We start from the raw sequence: 19,668 nt of genomic DNA, 5'->3' as shown, positions 1-19,668 counted from the left end.
ATCACTTGTAACCTGACCATTTTTCAGCGGAACGTTTAAATCTTCACGGATCAGCACACGCTTACCATCTAAGTTTAATTGTTCCATCTCTAAAATATTCACGGCAACACTCCAAGTTAATTTAAAAAGCAAAAAGCGTGGTCACCCACGCTTTTTCTCAGTTATTTTGCATTCATCAATGCCATCGTTGTATCCAACATACGATTTGAGAAACCCCACTCATTATCGTACCAAGAGAGCACTTTCACCAAACGACCCGATACTCGCGTTTGCGTTGCATCAAAGGTCGAGGATGCTGGACAATGGTTAAAGTCTACAGACACAAGAGGTGCCGTGTTGTAGTCTAAAATGCCTTTCAGCTCACCTTCAGAAGCTGTTTTTAGAATCTGATTGACTTCTTCAACCGTGGTATCACGAGATGCCGTAAAGGTTAAGTCAACTACAGAAACATTAATTGTTGGCACACGCATCGCAAAGCCATCTAAACGACCCGCTAGCTCAGGCAATACCAAACCTACCGCTTTGGCCGCCCCTGTGCTTGTTGGGATCATCGATTGAGTTGCAGAGCGTGCACGACGCACATCAGTATGATAAACATCAGTTAACTTCTGATCATTAGTATAGGCATGAATCGTTGTCATCAAGCCTTGCTCAATCCCCACAGTCTCATATAAAGGCTTAACCAGCGGAGCCAAGCAGTTCGTTGTGCAAGATGCGTTTGAAATGATCTGATCAGACGCTTTTAATGTCTTGTCATTAACACCATACACCACAGTTGCATCGACATCCGTCCCAGGGGCTGAAATAATGACTTTTTTCGCACCCGCAGTGATATGCATCGCCGCTTTTTCACGCTTAGTGAAAAGCCCCGTGCACTCATAGACGACATCGACGTTCATGCTGCCCCAAGGGAGGTTTTCTGGGTTACGCTCAGATAAAATCTGAATGCTATCACCGTTAACGATCATATGAGTACCGTCAACAGCAACATCCGCATTAAAACGACCATGTGCGGTATCGTATTTAGTCAAGTGTGCATTAATTTCTGCATCACCTAAATCATTGATCGCAACAATTTGAATATCATCACGACGGTTACCTTCATATAGAGCACGCAGTACGTTACGTCCAATACGCCCGTAACCATTAATTGCAACGCGAATAGTCATATAGCTTCTCCTTAATTACTTTTTTAATCAGTGCTGTCTAATAAACGTTCTGCGACTGCAACCACATTCGCTTCAGTAAAACCAAAATGCTCAAATAATACGTCTGCCGGTGCAGAGTCACCATAGGACTCCATCCCGACCACCTTGCCATCGATGCCAACATATTTGTACCAACTCTCTGGCGATGCTGCTTCTATGGCAATACGTGCGCGCACATTTGTCGGCAACACTTTTTCTTTATATTCTTCATCTTGTGCATCAAACACTTCTGTCGATGGCATCGAAACGACTCTTACGGCAACGCCCTTAAGATCCAAAGCCTTCGCCGCACTTAGCGCGAGCTGAACCTCAGAGCCTGTTGCAATCAAAATCAATCGAGGTGTTTGCTTGCAGTCATGAAGAATATACCCCCCTCGAGCAACGTTCGCAACGGTTTGCCCATCACGCTCTAGGAAAGGCAGATTCTGACGCGACAGCACCAAAGCTGATGGCGCATCGCAAGATTCCAAGGCTGCCGTCCACGCAACTGCCGTCTCAACCGTATCGGCAGGGCGCCAGGTATTAATATTTGGCATAGAGCGCAAACTCGCTAAATGCTCAACCGGCTGATGGGTCGGGCCATCTTCACCCAAACCAATCGAATCATGACTGTAGACAAAAACCACTCGTTGCTTCATCAATGCTGCCATTCTGACTGCATTACGCGCATAATCCATAAAGGTAAGGAAGGTGCCACCAAATGGAATAAAGCCACCATACAGCGCCATGCCATTCATCATCGCTGACATACCAAACTCACGAACGCCATATTGCAGGTAGTTACCACTGGCATCATCTGGGCGCACCGCACGCGCTGCTTTAATCTGTGTGCAATTCGAACCACTTAAGTCGGCAGAGCCACCTAATAATTCAGGCAATTCTTGGCTGATTTTTTCTAATACATTCAAAGACGCCTTGCGCGTTGCGACTGTTTTGGCCTCAGCGACTGTATCATTCACCAAACGATCGGTCACCGCTTGCCAATTTTCAGGAAGTTTTCCAGCTAAGCGACGCTCAAGTTCAAGCGCTAATTCAGGAAACTCCTGTTTGTAGCCATCAAATAATTGCTGCCACGCGCGCTCTTGGCTTGCGCCTTGCTCTTTGGCATCAAAGGCCGCATAAATATCCTGTGGAATCTCAAACGGCGCGTGTTCCCAGCCTAAGGCAGCGCGCGTCTTCTGCACTTCTTCTACACCCAATGCCGCACCATGAGAACCAGCCGTTCCAGCCTTATTAGGCGAACCAAAGCCAATCACGGTTTTACAACAAATCAAACTTGGACGCTCATCGGCTTGGGCCTCAGTAATAGCAACTTCAAGCGATTTAGGATCATGCCCATCGACTCCAGCAACCACATGCCAGCCATAGGCTTTAAAGCGCTCAACGGTGTCATCAGAGAACCAATTAACGACGTCGCCATCGATAGAAATACCATTGTCATCCCAAAACGCAATCAATTTGCCTAATTTTTGCGTACCCGCAAACGAACACACCTCATGAGAGATGCCTTCCATCAGGCAACCATCACCCAAGAAAGTATAAGTATAATGATCGATCACAGGAAAATTAGGGCGATTAAATTGACTCGCCAGCATCTTTTCAGCAAGCGCCATACCTACAGCATTGGCAATCCCCTGGCCTAGGGGGCCTGTGGTTGTTTCAACTCCGGGAGTATGGCCATACTCGGGGTGACCAGCGGTTTTTGAATTTAATTGACGGAAGTTTTTAATATTTTCTATCGGCAAATCATAACCAGATAGGTGCAATAATGCATAATGGAGCATAGAGCCATGCCCATTGGACAAGATAAATCGGTCGCGATTTGGCCAATTGGGGTTTTGCGGGTTGTGCTTTAAAAAGCCATTCCACAAGACTTCGGCGATATCCGCCATTCCCATTGGCATCCCTGGGTGCCCTGAATTCGCTTGTTGGACCGCATCCATACTTAATGCGCGAATTGCAGCGGCGAGATAAGAACGTGAGAGCATGCTAAACTCCTGACAACTACGGGGTTGGACAAGAAAAGTCAGGGCTATTCTCCCTTAGCTCTTGTCATTACGCAAGGGTTAGGGCAACAATCATAAATAACTTGTAATAAATCAAGCGCGAAGAGTTTACTTGGTTGACATATTATAAGGATAAGGCTCTAATACAGCCTACAGCCTTAACATTAGGCTGTTGTTACGTGTATAAGTTAAGGCACCCGAACCGTTGTTAAACTATTCAGCAGCCAGTTAATGGCGCTAAGTCACTGGTTTAGCCTAACTTATTTTTGGGGGCCACGAGGATAAATCCATCGATTTCCTCTGGCATTAAACATTAAGGCAAGCCTAAGCTTAAAAAGGCGGCCACACTCATAATTAAGGGTAATGCCATGAGTCATCACTATACTTTTACCTCAGAATCCGTCTCTGAAGGACATCCAGATAAAATCGCCGACCAAATTTCCGACGCTATTCTAGATGCCATCTTAAAACAAGACATTAACGGCCGTGTGGCCTGTGAGACGTTAGTTAAAACCGGCATGGTCATCGTCGCCGGTGAAATTTCAACCTCAGCCTGGGTTGACGTTGAAAATATCGTCCGCAAAGTTGTGACCGATATCGGCTACGATGATTCAGCCATGGGCTTTGATGGCAACTCTTGCGCCGTCATTAATGCCATCGGTCAACAGTCCCCTGAAATCGCCATGGGAGTTGATGAAACCTCAGAACATGAACAAGGTGCTGGCGATCAGGGTCTGATGTTTGGCTATGCAACCAATGAAACGGATGTCTTAATGCCTGCGCCAATTACCTACTCGCATCGCCTGATGCTGCGCCAAGCACAATTACGCAAAAGCGGCCGCCTGCCTTGGTTACGCCCAGATGCCAAAGCCCAGCTTAGCTTTGTTTACCAAGATGGTAAGCCTGTTGGTATCGATACTGTCGTGCTTTCAACGCAGCATGCCCCTGATATTTCCAATGCAGACCTACATGAAGCCATTATTGAAGAAGTCATTAAACCAACGTTACCTAAAGAATGGATTAACGAGAAAACACGCTATTTCGTCAATCCAACCGGCCGATTCGTCATTGGTGGGCCCATGGGCGATTGCGGCTTAACCGGTCGCAAAATCATTGTTGACACCTATGGTGGCGCAGCGCGTCACGGTGGCGGCGCATTCTCAGGTAAAGACCCATCAAAAGTGGACCGTTCTGCCGCTTATGCTGCACGTTATGTTGCTAAAAATATTGTCGCTGCGGGCATTGCTGATCGTTGTGAAATTCAGGTTTCTTATGCCATCGGCATCGCAGAGCCGACTTCTGTTTACATTAATACCTTCGGCACCGGCAAAATCAGCGATGAGAAAATTAGCCAACTCGTCCGCCAGCACTTTGATCTACGCCCGCGTGGCATTACTAAAATGCTAGACTTACTCACTCAACCTTATCTACCTACTGCAAGTTATGGTCACTTTGGTCGTAGTGATGATAGCTTCACCTGGGAGCGTACAGATAAAGCTGAGCTATTACGCAGTGAAGCTGGCCTATAAAAGCCAAGCTTTCAACTTAAAAACTAAAAAGCGGCTAAGCCGCTTTTTTTATAAACTCTCAATAATCATCACCTCTTAGTTTCTAGTTTTTTCTTAACAGTCCTTGTAATCTGAATCTGTCACTAAACTAAACTTATAACCCAACAAGAGCGAAATACCGTGATAAAAGTCGGCCAAAGCAAACAACAAATAGACACTCCAGCACTAGTCATTGACCGTCAAAAGCTCATGACCAACCTTAACTTTATGCAAGATTTTGCCAATAAGCAGGGTAAACAACTAAGACCTCATGCGAAAACACACAAGTGCACACAGCTTGCCAAACTACAGAAACAAACAGGCGCGATTGGCATTTGTGCAACGAAAGTCGGCGAGGCTGAAGTACTCGTCACAAAAGGCATTACCGGCGTGCTTCTCACTTCTCCTGTAGTGACCCCACAAAAAATTCAGCGCTTGGTTCAACTGGTTCAAAAAGAAAGCGGTATCATGGTTGTGGTCGATCAAGCTGAAAATGCCCAGGCATTAAGCCAAGCGTCACTGCAAGCCGGTACAACCCTCAAGGTACTCGTTGATATCGATCCAGGCGTTCATCGCACTGGAACCTCTTACGCTAATGCGCTCACTTTAGGAAAATTACTACACGAATTGCCTGGTTTAAGCTTGCAAGGCCTCCAATGCTATGCAGGTAACTTGCAACATATTCATGACTTCAATGACCGCAAGACAGCATCCAGTTTAGCCATGCAAAAAGCAAGTGATGTTCTAGCCCAGTTTAAGAAAGAAAATTTGCCTTGCACTATACTCACAGGCACCGGCACTGGCACTTATGATATCGATAGTCAAGTGGATTTAGTGACTGAAATTCAACCCGGTTCTTATACGGTTATGGACCAAGAATATGCCAATATCCAATGGCAAAACTTACAAGCCTTTAACCCGTTTCAGCCTGCAATGACATTACTTACAACCGTCATCAGCGCGAATCATGAGAGTCACGTCACGGTGGACGCAGGCTTAAAATCACTCTATATCGATCAGACCCCGCCTCGCATTATCAGTCACCCTCACTTAAGTTATGACTGGGGTGGTTTTGGTGATGAACATGGCAAAATAACAAGTGACGGTACTGGCACACTGCCTAAAGTGGGTGAAGTCTTAGAGCTTATCGTTCCACATTGCGATCCAACGATTAATTTGTTTGACCAGTTTTATATTACTGAGGGCGATACTATCACCGATATTTGGCCAATCGACCTGCGTGGTAAATCCCAGTAATGAGGTGATTAGATTGACCTGAGCATATAGCGCGATGCCGGACAATCCTTTATACTGGGGCCAATTTTTACTAATTTTAAAAGTCTATTTTGAATGCAAAATAGATAACAAATGAGGAAAACTATGACCATTAATCTTGCTGCAGGCAAAGACGTTCCCAACGATATCAATGTAATTATTGAGATTCCAGCACAAAGCGAACCGGTGAAATACGAAGTCGATAAAGACTCTGGCCTATTGTTTGTTGACCGTTTTATGGGCACATGCATGCACTACCCTGCAAATTATGGCTATATCCCAAACACACTGTCTGATGATGGTGATCCGGCAGATGTCCTAGTAGTCACTCCTACGCCCGTCCGTCATGGCGCTGTATTACGTTGTCGCCCACTTGGGATGCTCAAAATGACTGATGAATCAGGCATCGATGCAAAAATCATTGCCGTCCCTGTCGATAAAATTTCTCAAAATATTTATAAAAATATTGAAAAAATTGAAGATTTACCACCTTTATTACTTGCGCAGATCAAACATTTCTTCGAGCATTATAAAGACTTAGAAGAAGGTAAATGGGTGAAGGTTGAGGGCTGGGCCGACCTAGAAGAAACTAAGGCTGAAATTGTTGCAAGTCTAGAGCGCGCGCAATAATGAAAAGCGAGAGCCGGTCATCGGCTGGCTCCTCTCGTCATTACGCTTGCCCCGAAGAACATCACCAGCACTCTCTTGACGAGTTATTAAAGAATGTTAGTCAAATTTGTGCACAAAAAGGCTTGCGCTTAACCGATGTTCGCAAACGCGTCTTGACCTTGATCTGGCAAGCCCAATCCCCTATCGGCGCTTATGCACTATTAGAAATATTGCAACAACACCAAACCAATGCGAAGCCGCCCACTATTTATCGTGCTTTAGATTTTCTATTGGAACACCGATTTATTCACCGTATCAGCAGCCTAAATGCTTACATTGCCTGCGCGCACCCCGAATATCACCACAGCGCTTATTTCTTTATTTGCAAAAGCTGCAATGCCAGCTTTGAGATCTCTCATCCTGCGCTTGATCAAACCATAGAGCAAGCGGTGCAGCCCTTCGGTTGCAGAATAGAAAATAAGATTATCGAAGTCACAGGTCTATGCAAAACCTGCCTCTTAACTAAATAACTTCCTTTCAAAATGCTTGGCCAACCAATGATCCATTGAAATTTTTCCTGAACCATGAAACATTAATAACATGAGTAATAACCCCCAATTTACATGCTGTAATAAGCCAGGCAAACCTTCTGGAGTATGTAAATAAGGATAAGAAATCACGGCAATTGCGTTATAGCAGAAAAAAACGAAAATCACTACACGCCCACCGAGACCCAAAACCAGCAACACAGGCAAAAGCAACTCTGCTCCCGTCCCCAAATAAGCAGCAAACACTGGCGGTAAAAAGGGCACCTGATACTCATGTGTAAACAATAAAATGGTGGTATCCCAACTTTGAATTTTTGTCAGTGCCGCCTTGAAGAAAATGTTTGCGATCCAAAGCCGAGCGGCCAAATCACCTAAAGGCGCAAGAAAATCGAAGGTCTTCAATAGGGGGCGAAAAAGCGTATAAACCTTAGCAAACATAAGCATTCCTTTACTTGATAACGAGTAGGACAGTCACACATAGCCCAGCCAATAACTCACCTTCCCTGCGACCTTGATCTACTTTCTAACTCTATTCCCGATGCACATTACAAGTTTCAAATAACTCTAACCTCCATAGCCTCAACTTGAAAAAAAGCCAGGTATCAGCTCATGCGTATGCGATCCATAAGCTGATTCCAATAACAGAGCCTTTAGAACCAAGCTCTGCAAGTTCGTAACAGACGACTAACCAATACCGATGAAAACTCTGCCAAGCTCATCGATACTTTCATCGCTAATCCCTGCATAATCAAGTTAGTAACCTCTAAGTTCCCTAAGATTCACTCCCTGATACGTTCAGTAAAGCATCGAGATCAGACTATCGCAAGCAAAAGTTAATTACGATTATAATCATGTTATAAATTAGCTTTTTCTCACTTCAGTTTAGCGACCTTGTCCTTTAAAGACTGGCATACATCCTTCGCCGGCTCAATTACAGCGCCGTTTTCATTTTTTACAGCTTTCACATATATCCATTCAGTGGGGTCATAATCCTTAGTAGACTGTCCTGCACAAGCATGCAACTTAGTACCACAATCATTTTTACCTTTGAGTGAGACGCCATAGCACTTCACTGGCTTTGCCTGCACAGCAACCGTTCCAGCTGCAAACGTCGCAGCAACCGCCAAGGCCAAAGCGATATTTTTTTTGCGTCATACTCATCTCCTTATAAGACGTTTTTGAGGGAGGGTAGAAAGTTTATTATTATCATAGACTAAGCAAGCCAAGCCCGGCTAGTTTTTTATTGCCTTGTATTTTATTTTCTGTATTTTTTAATGCGCTGTTAAATCATAGCGGAAAGTGCTGCACTAAATTGTGCAGCCTATTGAAGAGAAGACTAGAGAATTTAAGTAATGTTATTTCACTCGATGCGACTGCTGTAACTCCGCCATGGACACTGTCGGCAGGAAATACTGCAATACCCGCCGATAAACCCGTTTTTTAAATGAAACAACTTCCTGTAATGGGTGCCAATAACTTACCCATTTCCAGCCATCAAACTCCGGTTGCCCTGACAGTTTCAGGTTAATGCTTCGGTCATCAGATAATAATCGCAACAAAAACCACCTTTGTTTCTGACCTATACATATAGGCTCCACACCACGTCGCACCATTTGAGGAGGCAACTTATAACGTAACCAACCACGCGTCACCGCTAAAACCTTCACGTCTTTTGCAGTTAAGCCGACCTCTTCCTCCAATTCACGGAATAAAGCCTCTTCAGCCGTTTCACCCTCAGCAATGCCACCTTGTGGAAATTGCCAAGAACTTTGCCCAATACGTCGCCCCCAAAAAAGTTGCCCATCAGTATTGCATAAAACAATACCGACATTAGCGCGGAAACCTTCCTCATCAATCACGTTTCCACCCCCAACTTATTCGATCTATTTGCCTTTACATTACCATCAACAAGCACAGATAGCATATAAATTTAAAAGCAAATGACCTCAACTATTTTCTTAAAGTGTAGCAATTTTCGCTCCTAAGCTCCATGAGTCTGATACACTCTTTAATAACCATTATTCATTAAAAACTAAAAATATCCGATCAATATGATGGGAAATTTTGCATTTTAACAAGGATGAGTATAGAGTGCAGACCTCAAAACTACAGACTGAGCAACCCCAATGACTGATGTGAAAACGGCATTACAGCCATATCCCATCCTCTCTCACTCACTCTTGCCTGGTTATTGCTTACCGAATATCCAACTCTCTAGGCTCGATCATACAACAATTAACCTAGCTAGCCTGACTCAAAACCAGCATTATGTTTTAATCTTTCTAGAAGCGACAACTTCAACCAGATTTTTAAATAAACTCCATCAAACCTGCGAGAAGTATCAACAAACCCTGCATGCCCTCGATAGCCAGCTTGCCATCTGCTTTACTAAATCCGCAGCCTGCACTTCAATAAAAATCACAGATCACAAACTCTCCGATATTTTCTCGATGACCATAGCCAGCTAAATTATGCACTGCAACAAAGCTTACCCCCGAACAATAACCTTAAAACTAAATTCACAGGCAGCATTCTTGTGATTAAAAAAATGAGTCTAGTGCATGGTATTTTTACTTTGGAAAGTAAAAAAATTGACTCACAATTACGAGAACTCATCGATATATTAAGATTTTTTAACTAAAATTATCAACGAGTTAATTTAATAAACATTAGAATTTATCATTTATAGAACATATTTACACTTGACATATAGCAATTAGAGAAAAACCTGATACAATAGCAAAATCTAACTTTTTTAGATAAAAATCATACTTTGGAACATTAAATAAATAATAGATGGTAATAAAATGAGTGATGGAATCACATTAAAGCAAGCAACCGGAACTCTCGCTAATCGGCTCAGCGGCCTTATGCACGAGAAACGTGTAACAACGGCTCAACTGTCTGAGAACACGGGAGTGGCTGTCGGCACGATTAATCGCCTTGCCAATGACAAGCACAGTAACCCAACACTATCTTCATTACGCCCGATTTGTGACTTTTTTGCATTGACGGTTAGCCAACTCATTGGTGAAGATGACATGCCAGATAGCCCGAAGGATTTTAGCAATCCTCGTAGCTGGCCAGAATTACCAGTCCTCAAGTGGCACGATATCACCACAACAATCGATGCGGCAGCGACTGAGCAGGCGGAGGTTTCTGTTAAAGCCGACGTTAATGTCGGTGAACATGCCTTCATCACTCACATGCCAGACCAATCTATGGCACCACTTTTCCCACATGGTTCAACATTAATTTTTGATCCTGAATGTGATGCTCGTGACCGCCACTATGTACTTGCGTACTTAAAAGAGCATGATACGGTTGTCTTTAAGCAACTCATCATTGATTCTCCTTTTAAATACCTAAAGTCTTTAAACCAAACCTCTCCAGATCAGGAAGGCCAATTGATTAAAATGACAGCCGATGACACCATCATCGCAACGCTCGTGCAATCACAAACTAAATTTTCTCTCTAAATTTTCTCTAGAGAAAATGCATTGAATAAAGGGGCCTTATGGCCCTTTTGTATTTTACGCTCCACTTCGACTCATCCAGCTTCAACATTTACATCTACTGTTAGTTTTGAGATCAAACCTTCTGACAGCCAGTATTGCAATAACCCAGCAATATATTCAACAGTCTTTTCTTCGGCCATTTTATCGACCAACCAAGCACAAACCTCACCAAAACACTTGCCTTGGTTCAGCGCTTGCCAAACTCGCCCACTTAACTCATCCATTGCAACAAAATGGCTAGCCAACTCATAACGCCATACAAAACACGCTTGCAACTCACTCGCTACCGGCTCAACATGCTCTGGATTTTCTTCTATGCTTTGCCAAAGTTCTACGACTCCGTGCTGGACGAAAAGCAAACTTACACTTGGGTGAAAGCCAATGACAACATCAGCCCAGTCCTCAGCGGCAATGTTCGCTAAATCAGCAGTCGTTAATACAGGCGCATCAGCAGCATCTAAACTTAAGTTTAATGCCCATTCAAACTCTGCCATTTCTGCTAATAAAGGCACCTCATTATAAGGCTCATTCTCTTGCAAGAACTGGCTTAACCTCTCACCATAATAACGTACTGAAAAGTGCCGAGCCGGCGTTGCTCGCACATAAGTGCGAATGCACTCTACCATCACCTCATCACCGAGCAATACACGCAGTTTTGGATAGTCATCTATAACGATATCAACTAGACGTGAATAATAAGCATGATGATAAATCATTAAGCGCTCATGGCTATTACCTCGTGGGGGTTTGGCAACGCCTTTAATAAAATCGCCTTCTCCTGCATACACCCAAGTTTGAAAGTCATCTTGCAACTTAGCTAACGGCATCATAATGTTTACCTTCTACAAATACCTTATTACCTAACGTTCGAGCAATATCGAGCTCTTCTAGTAACTCACTTAAGGGTGGAATATGATCATCACGCTCTATCATCGTCGACACCGGCCCTAGTTTTTTTAAGGCATACTGATATAAATCCCAGACCTCTTTAATCACCGGGTGATCATGAGTATCAATAATATAATTCTCATAACGACTATGCCCAGCTAGATGAAACTGCTGCACGGCTTTTTGGGCATATAGTCAATATAAAGACAAGGATCAAAACCATGATTAAAAGCACTGACATAAATATTATTAATATCGAGTAATATTAAACAATCTGCTTGCTGAGCCAATTCGGCCATAAACTCCCACTCGCTGATATTGGACGATTCAAATTCGATATAACTCGATGGATTTTCAATTAAGATACGCTGTCCTAAAAAATCCTGGACAATTTTAATGCGCTTTACAACATGAGCTAAAGCCTCTTCGCTATAAGGCATCGGCATTAAATCATGTAAATTTTTATGCTGCACACCCGTCCAACACAAATGGTCAGACACCCATTTTGCCTCGACTCGATGAGCCAATGCTTTGAGCTGCTTTAAATACTCCATATTCAAAGGATCATAACTACCGATAGACAGTGAGACCCCATGCATAACAATAGGGTAGTCTTGACAAATTTTATCTAAAAAATAAAGTGGTTTACCACCAGGTACTAAATAATTTTCAGTAATAATCTCAAACCATTCTACCGCTTTAGGTTGATGCTCTAAAATATCATGATAGTGATCTGTACGCAGACCTAAGCCATAACCTAAATATGGCAAGCTTGCTATAGACATAAATGAATCCCTCAACAACAAAATCTTTTATCAATTATTATAAAGGGGCCAAGCGCCCCCTAAAAATTATTATTATTAATTAACGACGATAGGCTTTATGATCATCAAGAGAAGCAAGGCTATCTGCAGTATCTACTGTGGCAAGAGAGTGATTAAAGGCACCCGCGCTAAGAACAGTTCCCCCTTTCTTTTTACAAAGATCAGCACTTTTCGCAAAGACCCAACCGGTCCCTTTGCATTTATTTTGTCCCTTACATGAACTTTTAGCTGTCGCACACTCAGACGTGCCTTTACAGCTATTAATGCCCGAACATTTCACAGGGCCTGACTGGCTGGAGGGCTTACTCGCTTGTCCTGCGCAACCTGCAAGAATTAATGCTGCTGCCGCTCCCGCAACCATCGCACCCACTTTTAATTTTTTACTCATATCCATTGATTCCTTTTAAAGTCCCATAAACAAAAACCCGTCGATGCAGGTTACTTTAAATATAACATCAATGAATTTAATCGCGATAAGTCATTATAATTTTTTCACAAAAAAAGCAGCATAAAATGCTGCCTTAAGATTGAAAAGTAAAAAAAGAATTTAAAAATGGATTTAAGATGCTTTCTTCTTAGAGATTTTTCCTTCACCCATTTGGTAAAATGGGTTTTGAGAGGCAAGAGCGTTCACTATATTCATAGAATCTAAAAATACCTTTGATGAACGTTGCGTAAAATCTGAAATTGAACTTAAATTCACATCAACAAGCTCTTCTACTGTTTTTGCTGAATATGAACGTACTGAATTTGCCCGCGTCCATTCAGTCCAGTCTGCGACCATCGCTTGTTGAAATGAAAATACTTCTTTCGTTGCATTTGCCAACCAGTTTTGCGCGTCTTTACTGTCTGTTACAGCTTTTTCAAATGCGGATGTAAACATTACCAAACTCCCAGTCCTAATCTTTAACGGCTCCATTCTATGATGCATTACACAAGAGTCAATACTCACTAAATTATTTTGTTATCTAGCCAACTCAAATTATCCTCTAAAACACGATAAAGCTTTCTGCTCAAACATGGCATAATAGGCAAAATTTAAAAATTTTTGAAAAAATAAAATATATAAAGTAAGCCAGGTAATTTATGAACTTCTAAAAAAAGTGATACGCCTTTCGCCGAGTTTCTTAACTATATCAATAACAATCGTTTAGTCGATCTTAAACCTAGTATTTTACGCACAGCCTTTAGCAAACTCTGCGAAAATTTTGGCATTTCTAACGAAGAGTTATTTCAAGTCAAAAACGATTCTATTAATACGCTTGAATCCAGTATACCGATCCGAACTTATACGCCTATAGAAAATAGCCAGGCCCTACCTGTTATTATTTACCTTCATGGTGGTGGTCACATGGTCGGCTCTATCGATGACTACGACAGCACCGTACGAGCACTGGCCAATCGCTGCCAAGCCATCATCATCGCAGTAGAGTACCGCCTCGCTCCTGAACATCCTTATCCTGCGGGCTTAAATGACTGTTTATATGCGATAGAAAGTTTACACGAGCAATTTAAGGGTCGCGACCTTTATATCGCCGGAGACAGTGCAGGCGGCAACTTAACCGCTCTTACCACACTTCATTTGCATGAGAAGATCAGCCTTGCCGGGCAAATTTTAATCTATCCCAGTCTAGACTTTACTCTTTCTTCTCCTTCACACATGCTTTATCAGCAAAACTATTTTTTAGAAAAACGCACAATAGAGTTTTATTTTGATCATTACTTTAATCAAACTCAAGACAAGCATCGCTGTTTGGAACGCATTACGGCCTCTCCCCTACTACAACCGATACCCAATACACTCCCTAAAACATTAATCATCACCGCAGATTTAGACCCACTGCGAGACGATGGCATCGGCTATCATCAAAAATTACAAGAGAGTCATGTTCAATCAGAACTCTATAATGTCCCTAAAATGATTCACGCCTTTATGAACCTATATAAAGTAGTTCCTAAACAGGTTGAAAACTTATTTACAATAATCAATCAATTTATTAACCAACACCTCAAACAGTAAAGATAACACAAAAACATCTTAAACATGATTAGATCAAAGCTATTTTAGCCAGATTTTGTTAGAGTAGTATTGATTTAAATACAGTATAAGGAAGCATAATGAGAGGATTTAATAAAGTTGTTTCTTCCTATGATGAAGCACTTGCAGGCTTTAGCGATAACATGACTGTCATGATTGGTGGTTTTGGTTTATGCGGCATTCCAGAAGGTTTAATTAAAAAAGTTGCTGATATGGAACCTATGGGTTTAACCTGTATTTCTAATAATGCCGGCATCGATGATTTTGGCTTAGGGTTTTGGCTGCAAAAAAAATGATCAAAAAAATGTATGCCTCATACGTCGGTGAAAATGCCCTTTTCGAGCAACAAGTTCTAAATGGTGAGCTAGAAATCGTCTTAACCCCACAGGGCACACTGGCTGAAAAAATACGCGCCGGCGGTGCAGGAATTCCAGCCTTCTATACAGCCACAGGCGTTGGTACCGATGTTGCTAAAGGCAAAGACGTTAAACAATTCAATGGCCGTGATTATATTCTAGAAGAGGCCTTTCATGCTGACTTTGCCCTCGTCAAAGCCTGGAAGGCAGATACCATGGGAAATCTAATTTATAAAAATACCGCAATGAACTTTAACCCGATGATTGCAACAGCAGGAAAAATCACTGTCGTTGAAGTTGAAGAAATTGTCGAGCCTGGTGAATTAGACCCCAACATGATCCATACCCCAGGTATTTATGTCCAGCGTTTAATTCAAGGTCGCTTTGAAAAACGCATCGAGCAACGCACTGTAAAATCTGCATAAGGAGAAACTCTCATGGCATTATCCCGAGAACAAATTGCACAGCGCATTGCTAAAGAGCTCAAAGACGGTTATTACGTTAACCTTGGTATCGGTATCCCGACGCTAGTTGCAAACTATGTCCCAAGTGATATCGATATTTTATTACAGTCTGAAAACGGCCTGCTTGGCATGGGTGAATTCCCAACAGAAGACCAAGTCGACCCAGACCTCATCAACGCCGGCAAACAAACAGTAACAGCAGCAACCGGCGCGGCTTTTTTCTCCTCTGCCGAAAGTTTTGCGATGATCCGTGGCGGCCATGTTGACTTAACAATATTAGGCGCTTTTGAAGTCGATCAAAAAGGCAATATCGCCTCTTGGATGATTCCGAAAAAATTAGTCAAAGGTATGGGGGGGCGATGGATTTAGTCGCCGGCGCTGAAAATATCATCGTTGCCATGGCCCATGCCAATAAGCACGGTGAGTCTAAAATTCTCAAAGAATGCACACTGCCTCTCACCGGTGTCAACTGCGTCAGCACCGTCGTCACTGATCTGGCAGTTATGGAACTTAAAAACGGCGCATTTCATCTACTTGAACGCGCACCCGGTGTGAGTGTTGAAGAAATTCAAGAAAAAACAGCAGCAGAACTAATTGTCTCAAATAATGTTCCGGAGATGACATTTTAATTTTACTAATTAATCCAGACTCCTGAGTGATCAGGCAATCAGGAGTCTTTTGGTTATTTTAGCTCTATTTACTGATTAAGCTGCTGTACACATAGCTGCAGCAAAGCGTCAGGTGTACGCTGAATATCACTATCGACTTTAAACAGGCGCCAAACTTCTTTTTGTACATGACTCTGTCCAGGTGCAATCTGTCTTAATGTTCCTAGGGTTTCTAATTCCAAATATTGATCATTGCTATAGACTTCACTATTTGAGTTAAAGTCTGGATACATCCCCGAATCAACTTCAAACTGCTTAATCAATAATGTATTTTCATAAAGATAAGCCGACCAACCCAATACACTTAAATAACCTATTTTAAACGGCTGACTGATTGGCTTACCATGGACTAAAATCGCGTTTTGATGCAGTTCTAAACGCTCATCTTGATAATCACTGTAAGGCCAAAAATTTAACTGGCGGTTTGGCAATAAACCATGTTCATCAAAAGGCTGGTTATATTGGGGTAAGATGGCCACCCCCCCTGTTTTTAGCTGGGTAATCCCCCAAGGCGCGCACTCAATCGGCCAGAGGCCACGATTATAAATAACATGATTAATAGACAGCTCCGCACGATCCGCTTGCAACTTTAATTGCATTTCTTTTTGTAAACCCGTTTGCTCTTCTAATTGGCCTGTGATCGTAACCGTTAGATCCCCTCGTTGCACTTCAGGCGGTGTATTATCGGGCAAATAGCTGCGTGGCTTAGCCTCTGGCGCATGCCATAAACGGTGCCCGCCATAGAAAATAAAATCCCCTGCTGATGTAGTCGCTTTTGTCTTACCAAGGTCTGCAAAAATATTTGCTCCGCCAACCAAAGACAAATGCGTGAGCCTCGGCCCTGCATCAACAAGATAATCTAACTGCATTTTTCCATTTGTTAATTGTGCTGTTTCCATAATCCCCTCATAAATGCTAGAAAATACCACCCATGGCTCAGATCAAAACGCTTCCCTCGCTTTACGAGCTTTGCTAGAGTGGTAAGAAATTCAGCTTTTTTTAAGCTTAACCATTACAGGAAGATAACATGAGTCAGGCCAAAGAAAAATTTTTAAAAGACTACACACCACCGAATTACTGGATTAATACCACTGATCTTAACGTTGACCTCTATGAAGATCACGCCTTAGTGACTGCAACACTTGGCCTGGAACGCAACAACGAAGCAGTATCAAGCGACCTCGTTTTAAATGGCGAACACCTAGAACTCGTAAGCTTACGCTTGAACAAGAAAACCGTGCAAACAAGTGATTATTTATTGTCTGAAACAGAGCTGACCTTAAATCATTTACCAGACAAAGCTGAGCTTGAGATCACCACCAAAATCAAACCCCAAGAAAACACAGCGCTTGAAGGGCTGTATCGCTCCGGCAGCATGTTTTGCACTCAGTGTGAAGCCGAGGGCTTTCGCCGCATTACCTATTATTTAGATCGCCCCGATGTGATGGCAAAATTCACCACACGCATTAGTGCAGACCAAGAAAAATATCCAGTATTGCTTTCTAATGGTAATAAAATTAATTCAGGAAAATTAGCAGACGGCCGCCATTTTGCCCATTGGGAAGATCCGTTTAAAAAACCCAGCTATTTATTTGCCTTGGTTGCCGGTGACCTAGAATGCTTGCGCGATCATTTTACCACCAAATCAGGTCGCAATGTCGCCTTAGAAATTTATACCGAACATGGCAAAATCAACGAGTGTCAGCATGCTTTAGAATCGCTGAAAAAGTCCATGCGCTGGGACGAAGAGCGCTTTGGCCTCGAATATGATCTTGATATTTACATGATTGTCGCCGTCTCTGACTTTAATATGGGAGCGATGGAAAACAAAGGTCTGAATGTGTTTAATACAAAGTATGTTCTCGCCCAAACCGAAACGGCTACAGATAATGACTTTTTAGGCGTTGAATCTGTTATCGGCCATGAATATTTCCATAACTGGACGGGTAATCGAGTCACCTGCCGCGACTGGTTTCAATTAAGCCTGAAAGAAGGTCTGACTGTCTTTCGTGACCAAGAATTTTCTGCCGATTTAAACACGCGCGCAGTTAAACGTATCCAAGACGTCAATATTATTCGCAGCGCGCAATTTGCCGAAGACGCCAGCCCGATGGCTCACCCGATTCGCCCAGAATCTTATATCGAGATGAATAATTTCTATACGGTCACCGTCTATGACAAAGGGGCGGAAGTTATCCGCATGATTCATACCCTACTCGGCGAACGCGGCTTTAGAGCCGGTATGGACCTGTATTTTAAGCGTCACGATGGTCAAGCGGTCACTTGTGACGATTTTGTCAAAGCAATGGAAGATGCCAATGATCGATCACTTAACCAGTTTAAGCTCTGGTACAGCCAAGCGGGTACACCAACGCTACACATCACCGACGACTATGATGCACATAATCAGCGTTATACCCTACGCTTTAAGCAAAGTTGTCCGGCGACACCTGGCCAAGACGAGAAAAAAACCGCTGCATATCCCTGTCAAAATCGGCTTACTTGATAACGAAGGCCAAACCTTAGAACTAAAATTAGCCGGCACAGAATCTCAAGCTAACGCTCGCCCGCAAAAAGAAGTGATTCTAAACGTTCAGGCACAAGAGCAAGAATTTCACTTTGAAAATATCAGCGCAAAGCCCACACCATCACTCTTGCGCGATTTTTCTGCCCCGGTCAAAACTCATTATCCTTATAGTGAAGATGAGCTATGTTTCTTATTTAAGTATGATAATAATGCCTTTAATCGTTGGGATGCAGGCCAAACCTTATTCAAGCGTTTTATTCTAAAAGCTGTCGACGATCTACGCATCGATAAACCGGTTCAAGTCTCTGATAAGCTCATTCAGGCTTTTGCGAATATATTAACCTCAGCCACCCTCGATGCAGCTTTTATTGCCGAAGCCGTTCGCATTCCCAGCGTGCAAGCTTTAGCTGAAGAAATGCCAACAATTTGGGTTGATGAACTCTTAGAAGCTCGTAACATTTTAGTGCGCACACTCGCCGAACACTTAAAGCAAGAGCTACTCGCCACTTATACTCAGTGCCACCGAGTCAAAGCATATACATTAAGCCAAAAAGATATTGCCAGACGCGCCCTACAAAATATCTGCTTAAGCTATTTATTAGAGCTAGATCATGATGACCAGATTCGCTTGGCGGTTAATCAATTTAATACGGCCAACAACATGACCGATCAATTCGCTGCCCTAGCCGCTTTGAGCCATTCGGAAAAGCCTGCGTGCAAAGAAACACTAAATGCTTTTTACACACAGTGGCAAAGCCATGAGCTTGTCGTCGATAAGTGGCTCGCAATCCAAGCACGCAGCAGCGCAGACAGCACACTCGCCGACGTTAAAGCACTCACAGAACACTCGGCCTTTGATATCAAAACACCGAATAAAGTCTATGCGTTACTCGTTGGCTTTACTGTCAACATGAAGCATTTCCATGCCAAAGATGGCTCTGGCTATCGCTTTATTGAAGAAAAAGTCAAGGAGCTATCGGTGATTAATCCACAAGTTGCAGCACGTTTAGCCCGCTCATTAATGAACTGGCGTCGCTATGATGATGGCCGTGGCGCCCTTATGAAAGCATCGCTGGAGTCTATTGCGAAAGAACCAAAACTTTGTAAAGACGTTTATGAAATTGTAACCAAAGCACTCGGCTAAATGTTATTTTAACAATGAGCTTGCTTCGACTTCTCGGCCTCATAGAGT

General features: G+C 42.9%; 16 protein-coding genes and 4 pseudogenes. 10 read left to right on the top strand and 10 right to left on the bottom strand.

Annotated elements, in window-relative coordinates; translation table 11 throughout:
• Positions 1-161: 161 nt before the first annotated feature.
• Both gap and tkt read right to left on the bottom strand, forming a co-directional pair.
• Complete coding sequence (gene gap / locus BGC07_RS11065; protein ID WP_069313165.1) at positions 162-1,169, bottom strand: type I glyceraldehyde-3-phosphate dehydrogenase; 1,008 nt, start codon at positions 1,167-1,169, stop codon at positions 162-164.
• Positions 1,170-1,192: 23 nt separating this feature from the next.
• Positions 1,193-3,196, bottom strand: a complete 2,004-nt coding sequence (gene tkt / locus BGC07_RS11060) for a transketolase (RefSeq protein ID WP_069313164.1) — start codon at positions 3,194-3,196, stop codon at positions 1,193-1,195.
• 386 nt (positions 3,197-3,582) lie between these two features.
• On the opposite strand from tkt, the gene metK reads away from it, so the two are divergent.
• The 4 genes from metK (at position 3,583) to BGC07_RS11040 (ending at position 7,175) form a co-directional block, all read left to right on the top strand.
• Positions 3,583-4,743, top strand: coding sequence for a methionine adenosyltransferase (gene metK, locus BGC07_RS11055; RefSeq protein ID WP_069313163.1), 1,161 nt, complete (start codon positions 3,583-3,585; stop codon positions 4,741-4,743).
• Between the two features lie 159 nt (positions 4,744-4,902).
• Positions 4,903-6,018 (top strand): DSD1 family PLP-dependent enzyme, encoded by a 1,116-nt coding sequence (locus BGC07_RS11050; protein WP_139121677.1) that lies wholly within the window; start codon positions 4,903-4,905, stop codon positions 6,016-6,018.
• A gap of 123 nt (positions 6,019-6,141) precedes the next feature.
• On the top strand, positions 6,142-6,666 hold the full coding sequence (gene ppa / locus BGC07_RS11045) for an inorganic diphosphatase (RefSeq protein ID WP_069313162.1): 525 nt from the start codon (positions 6,142-6,144) through the stop codon (positions 6,664-6,666).
• Complete coding sequence (locus tag BGC07_RS11040) at positions 6,666-7,175, top strand: transcriptional repressor (RefSeq protein ID WP_069313161.1); 510 nt, start codon at positions 6,666-6,668, stop codon at positions 7,173-7,175. The genes ppa and BGC07_RS11040 overlap by 1 nt, the downstream gene beginning before the upstream one ends.
• Here the strand turns inward: BGC07_RS11040 and BGC07_RS11035 are convergent.
• The 3 genes from BGC07_RS11035 to rppH form a co-directional block, all read right to left on the bottom strand.
• Positions 7,164-7,631: a DoxX family protein gene (locus BGC07_RS11035; protein WP_069313160.1), complete on the bottom strand. Its 468-nt coding sequence runs from the start codon at positions 7,629-7,631 to the stop codon at positions 7,164-7,166. The two genes, BGC07_RS11040 and BGC07_RS11035, sit on opposite strands and share 12 nt — an antisense overlap.
• Before the next feature lie 434 nt (positions 7,632-8,065).
• Entirely contained in the window at positions 8,066-8,326 is a 261-nt protein-coding gene (gene bufA1, locus BGC07_RS11030) for a BufA1 family periplasmic bufferin-type metallophore (RefSeq protein WP_235603104.1), read from the bottom strand.
• A 222-nt stretch (positions 8,327-8,548) separates the two neighbouring features.
• Entirely contained in the window at positions 8,549-9,052 is a 504-nt protein-coding gene (gene rppH / locus BGC07_RS11025; RefSeq protein ID WP_069313158.1) for an RNA pyrophosphohydrolase, read from the bottom strand.
• Between the two features lie 267 nt (positions 9,053-9,319).
• Between rppH and BGC07_RS11020 the strand changes: the two genes are divergently transcribed.
• Together BGC07_RS11020 and BGC07_RS11015 are read left to right on the top strand one after the other, a co-directional pair.
• The gene (locus BGC07_RS11020) at positions 9,320-9,661 is read left to right on the top strand and encodes a hypothetical protein (RefSeq protein WP_069313157.1); all 342 of its coding nucleotides are present in this window, start codon (positions 9,320-9,322) and stop codon (positions 9,659-9,661) included.
• A 339-nt stretch (positions 9,662-10,000) separates the two neighbouring features.
• Positions 10,001-10,672 (top strand): helix-turn-helix domain-containing protein, encoded by a 672-nt coding sequence (locus BGC07_RS11015; protein ID WP_069313156.1) that lies wholly within the window; start codon positions 10,001-10,003, stop codon positions 10,670-10,672.
• 71 nt (positions 10,673-10,743) lie between these two features.
• Here BGC07_RS11015 and BGC07_RS11010 read toward each other — a convergent pair whose 3' ends face one another.
• The 4 genes and pseudogenes from BGC07_RS11010 to BGC07_RS10995 form a co-directional block, all read right to left on the bottom strand.
• Positions 10,744-11,541, bottom strand: a complete 798-nt coding sequence (locus BGC07_RS11010) for an HvfC/BufC N-terminal domain-containing protein (RefSeq protein ID WP_235603103.1) — start codon at positions 11,539-11,541, stop codon at positions 10,744-10,746.
• A pseudogene (bufB, locus tag BGC07_RS11005) lies at positions 11,525-12,384 on the bottom strand (MNIO family bufferin maturase). Before bufB ends, BGC07_RS11010 begins: the two are co-directional and overlap by 17 nt.
• Positions 12,385-12,463: 79 nt before the next feature.
• The gene (bufA2, locus tag BGC07_RS11000) at positions 12,464-12,811 is read right to left on the bottom strand and encodes a BufA2 family periplasmic bufferin-type metallophore (RefSeq protein ID WP_235603102.1); all 348 of its coding nucleotides are present in this window, start codon (positions 12,809-12,811) and stop codon (positions 12,464-12,466) included.
• A gap of 171 nt (positions 12,812-12,982) precedes the next feature.
• Complete coding sequence (locus BGC07_RS10995; protein ID WP_069313154.1) at positions 12,983-13,306, bottom strand: hypothetical protein; 324 nt, start codon at positions 13,304-13,306, stop codon at positions 12,983-12,985.
• Between the two features lie 252 nt (positions 13,307-13,558).
• Between BGC07_RS10995 and BGC07_RS10990 the strand changes: the two genes are divergently transcribed.
• The 3 genes and pseudogenes from BGC07_RS10990 (at position 13,559) to BGC07_RS23895 (ending at position 15,910) form a co-directional block, all read left to right on the top strand.
• Entirely contained in the window at positions 13,559-14,443 is an 885-nt protein-coding gene (locus BGC07_RS10990) for an alpha/beta hydrolase (protein ID WP_069313153.1), read from the top strand.
• Between the two features lie 98 nt (positions 14,444-14,541).
• A pseudogene (locus BGC07_RS10985) lies at positions 14,542-15,242 on the top strand (CoA transferase subunit A).
• 12 nt (positions 15,243-15,254) lie between these two features.
• Positions 15,255-15,910, top strand: a pseudogene (locus BGC07_RS23895) (CoA transferase subunit B).
• Positions 15,911-15,978: 68 nt separating this feature from the next.
• Here the strand turns inward: BGC07_RS23895 and BGC07_RS10975 are convergent.
• Complete coding sequence (locus BGC07_RS10975; protein WP_069313152.1) at positions 15,979-16,848, bottom strand: hypothetical protein; 870 nt, start codon at positions 16,846-16,848, stop codon at positions 15,979-15,981.
• A 128-nt stretch (positions 16,849-16,976) separates the two neighbouring features.
• Here BGC07_RS10975 and pepN point away from each other — a divergent pair.
• Positions 16,977-19,620, top strand: a pseudogene (gene pepN / locus BGC07_RS10970) (aminopeptidase N).
• The last annotated feature ends 48 nt before the right edge of the window (positions 19,621-19,668 follow it).

Source organism: Piscirickettsia litoralis (assembly GCF_001720395.1).
GTDB lineage: Bacteria > Pseudomonadota > Gammaproteobacteria > Piscirickettsiales > Piscirickettsiaceae > Piscirickettsia > Piscirickettsia litoralis.
The sequence above is the reverse complement of the archived record's forward strand: the minus strand, read 5'-3'. Positions and strand labels throughout refer to the sequence as shown.

Coding starts and splice junctions, on each gene's coding strand:
- gap (WP_069313165.1), bottom strand. CDS start 1,169: ATGACTATTCGCGTTGCAATTAATGGTTACGGGCGTATTGGACGTAAC.
- BGC07_RS11035 (WP_069313160.1), bottom strand. CDS start 7,631: ATGTTTGCTAAGGTTTATACGCTTTTTCGCCCCCTATTGAAGACCTTC.
- BGC07_RS10975 (WP_069313152.1), bottom strand. CDS start 16,848: ATGGAAACAGCACAATTAACAAATGGAAAAATGCAGTTAGATTATCTT.
- tkt (WP_069313164.1), bottom strand. CDS start 3,196: ATGCTCTCACGTTCTTATCTCGCCGCTGCAATTCGCGCATTAAGTATG.
- BGC07_RS11020 (WP_069313157.1), top strand. CDS start 9,320: ATGACTGATGTGAAAACGGCATTACAGCCATATCCCATCCTCTCTCAC.
- BGC07_RS11010 (WP_235603103.1), bottom strand. CDS start 11,541: ATGATGCCGTTAGCTAAGTTGCAAGATGACTTTCAAACTTGGGTGTAT.
- BGC07_RS10995 (WP_069313154.1), bottom strand. CDS start 13,306: ATGTTTACATCCGCATTTGAAAAAGCTGTAACAGACAGTAAAGACGCG.
- ppa (WP_069313162.1), top strand. CDS start 6,142: ATGACCATTAATCTTGCTGCAGGCAAAGACGTTCCCAACGATATCAAT.
- BGC07_RS11040 (WP_069313161.1), top strand. CDS start 6,666: ATGAAAAGCGAGAGCCGGTCATCGGCTGGCTCCTCTCGTCATTACGCT.
- BGC07_RS11015 (WP_069313156.1), top strand. CDS start 10,001: ATGAGTGATGGAATCACATTAAAGCAAGCAACCGGAACTCTCGCTAAT.
- metK (WP_069313163.1), top strand. CDS start 3,583: ATGAGTCATCACTATACTTTTACCTCAGAATCCGTCTCTGAAGGACAT.
- bufA2 (WP_235603102.1), bottom strand. CDS start 12,811: ATGAGTAAAAAATTAAAAGTGGGTGCGATGGTTGCGGGAGCGGCAGCA.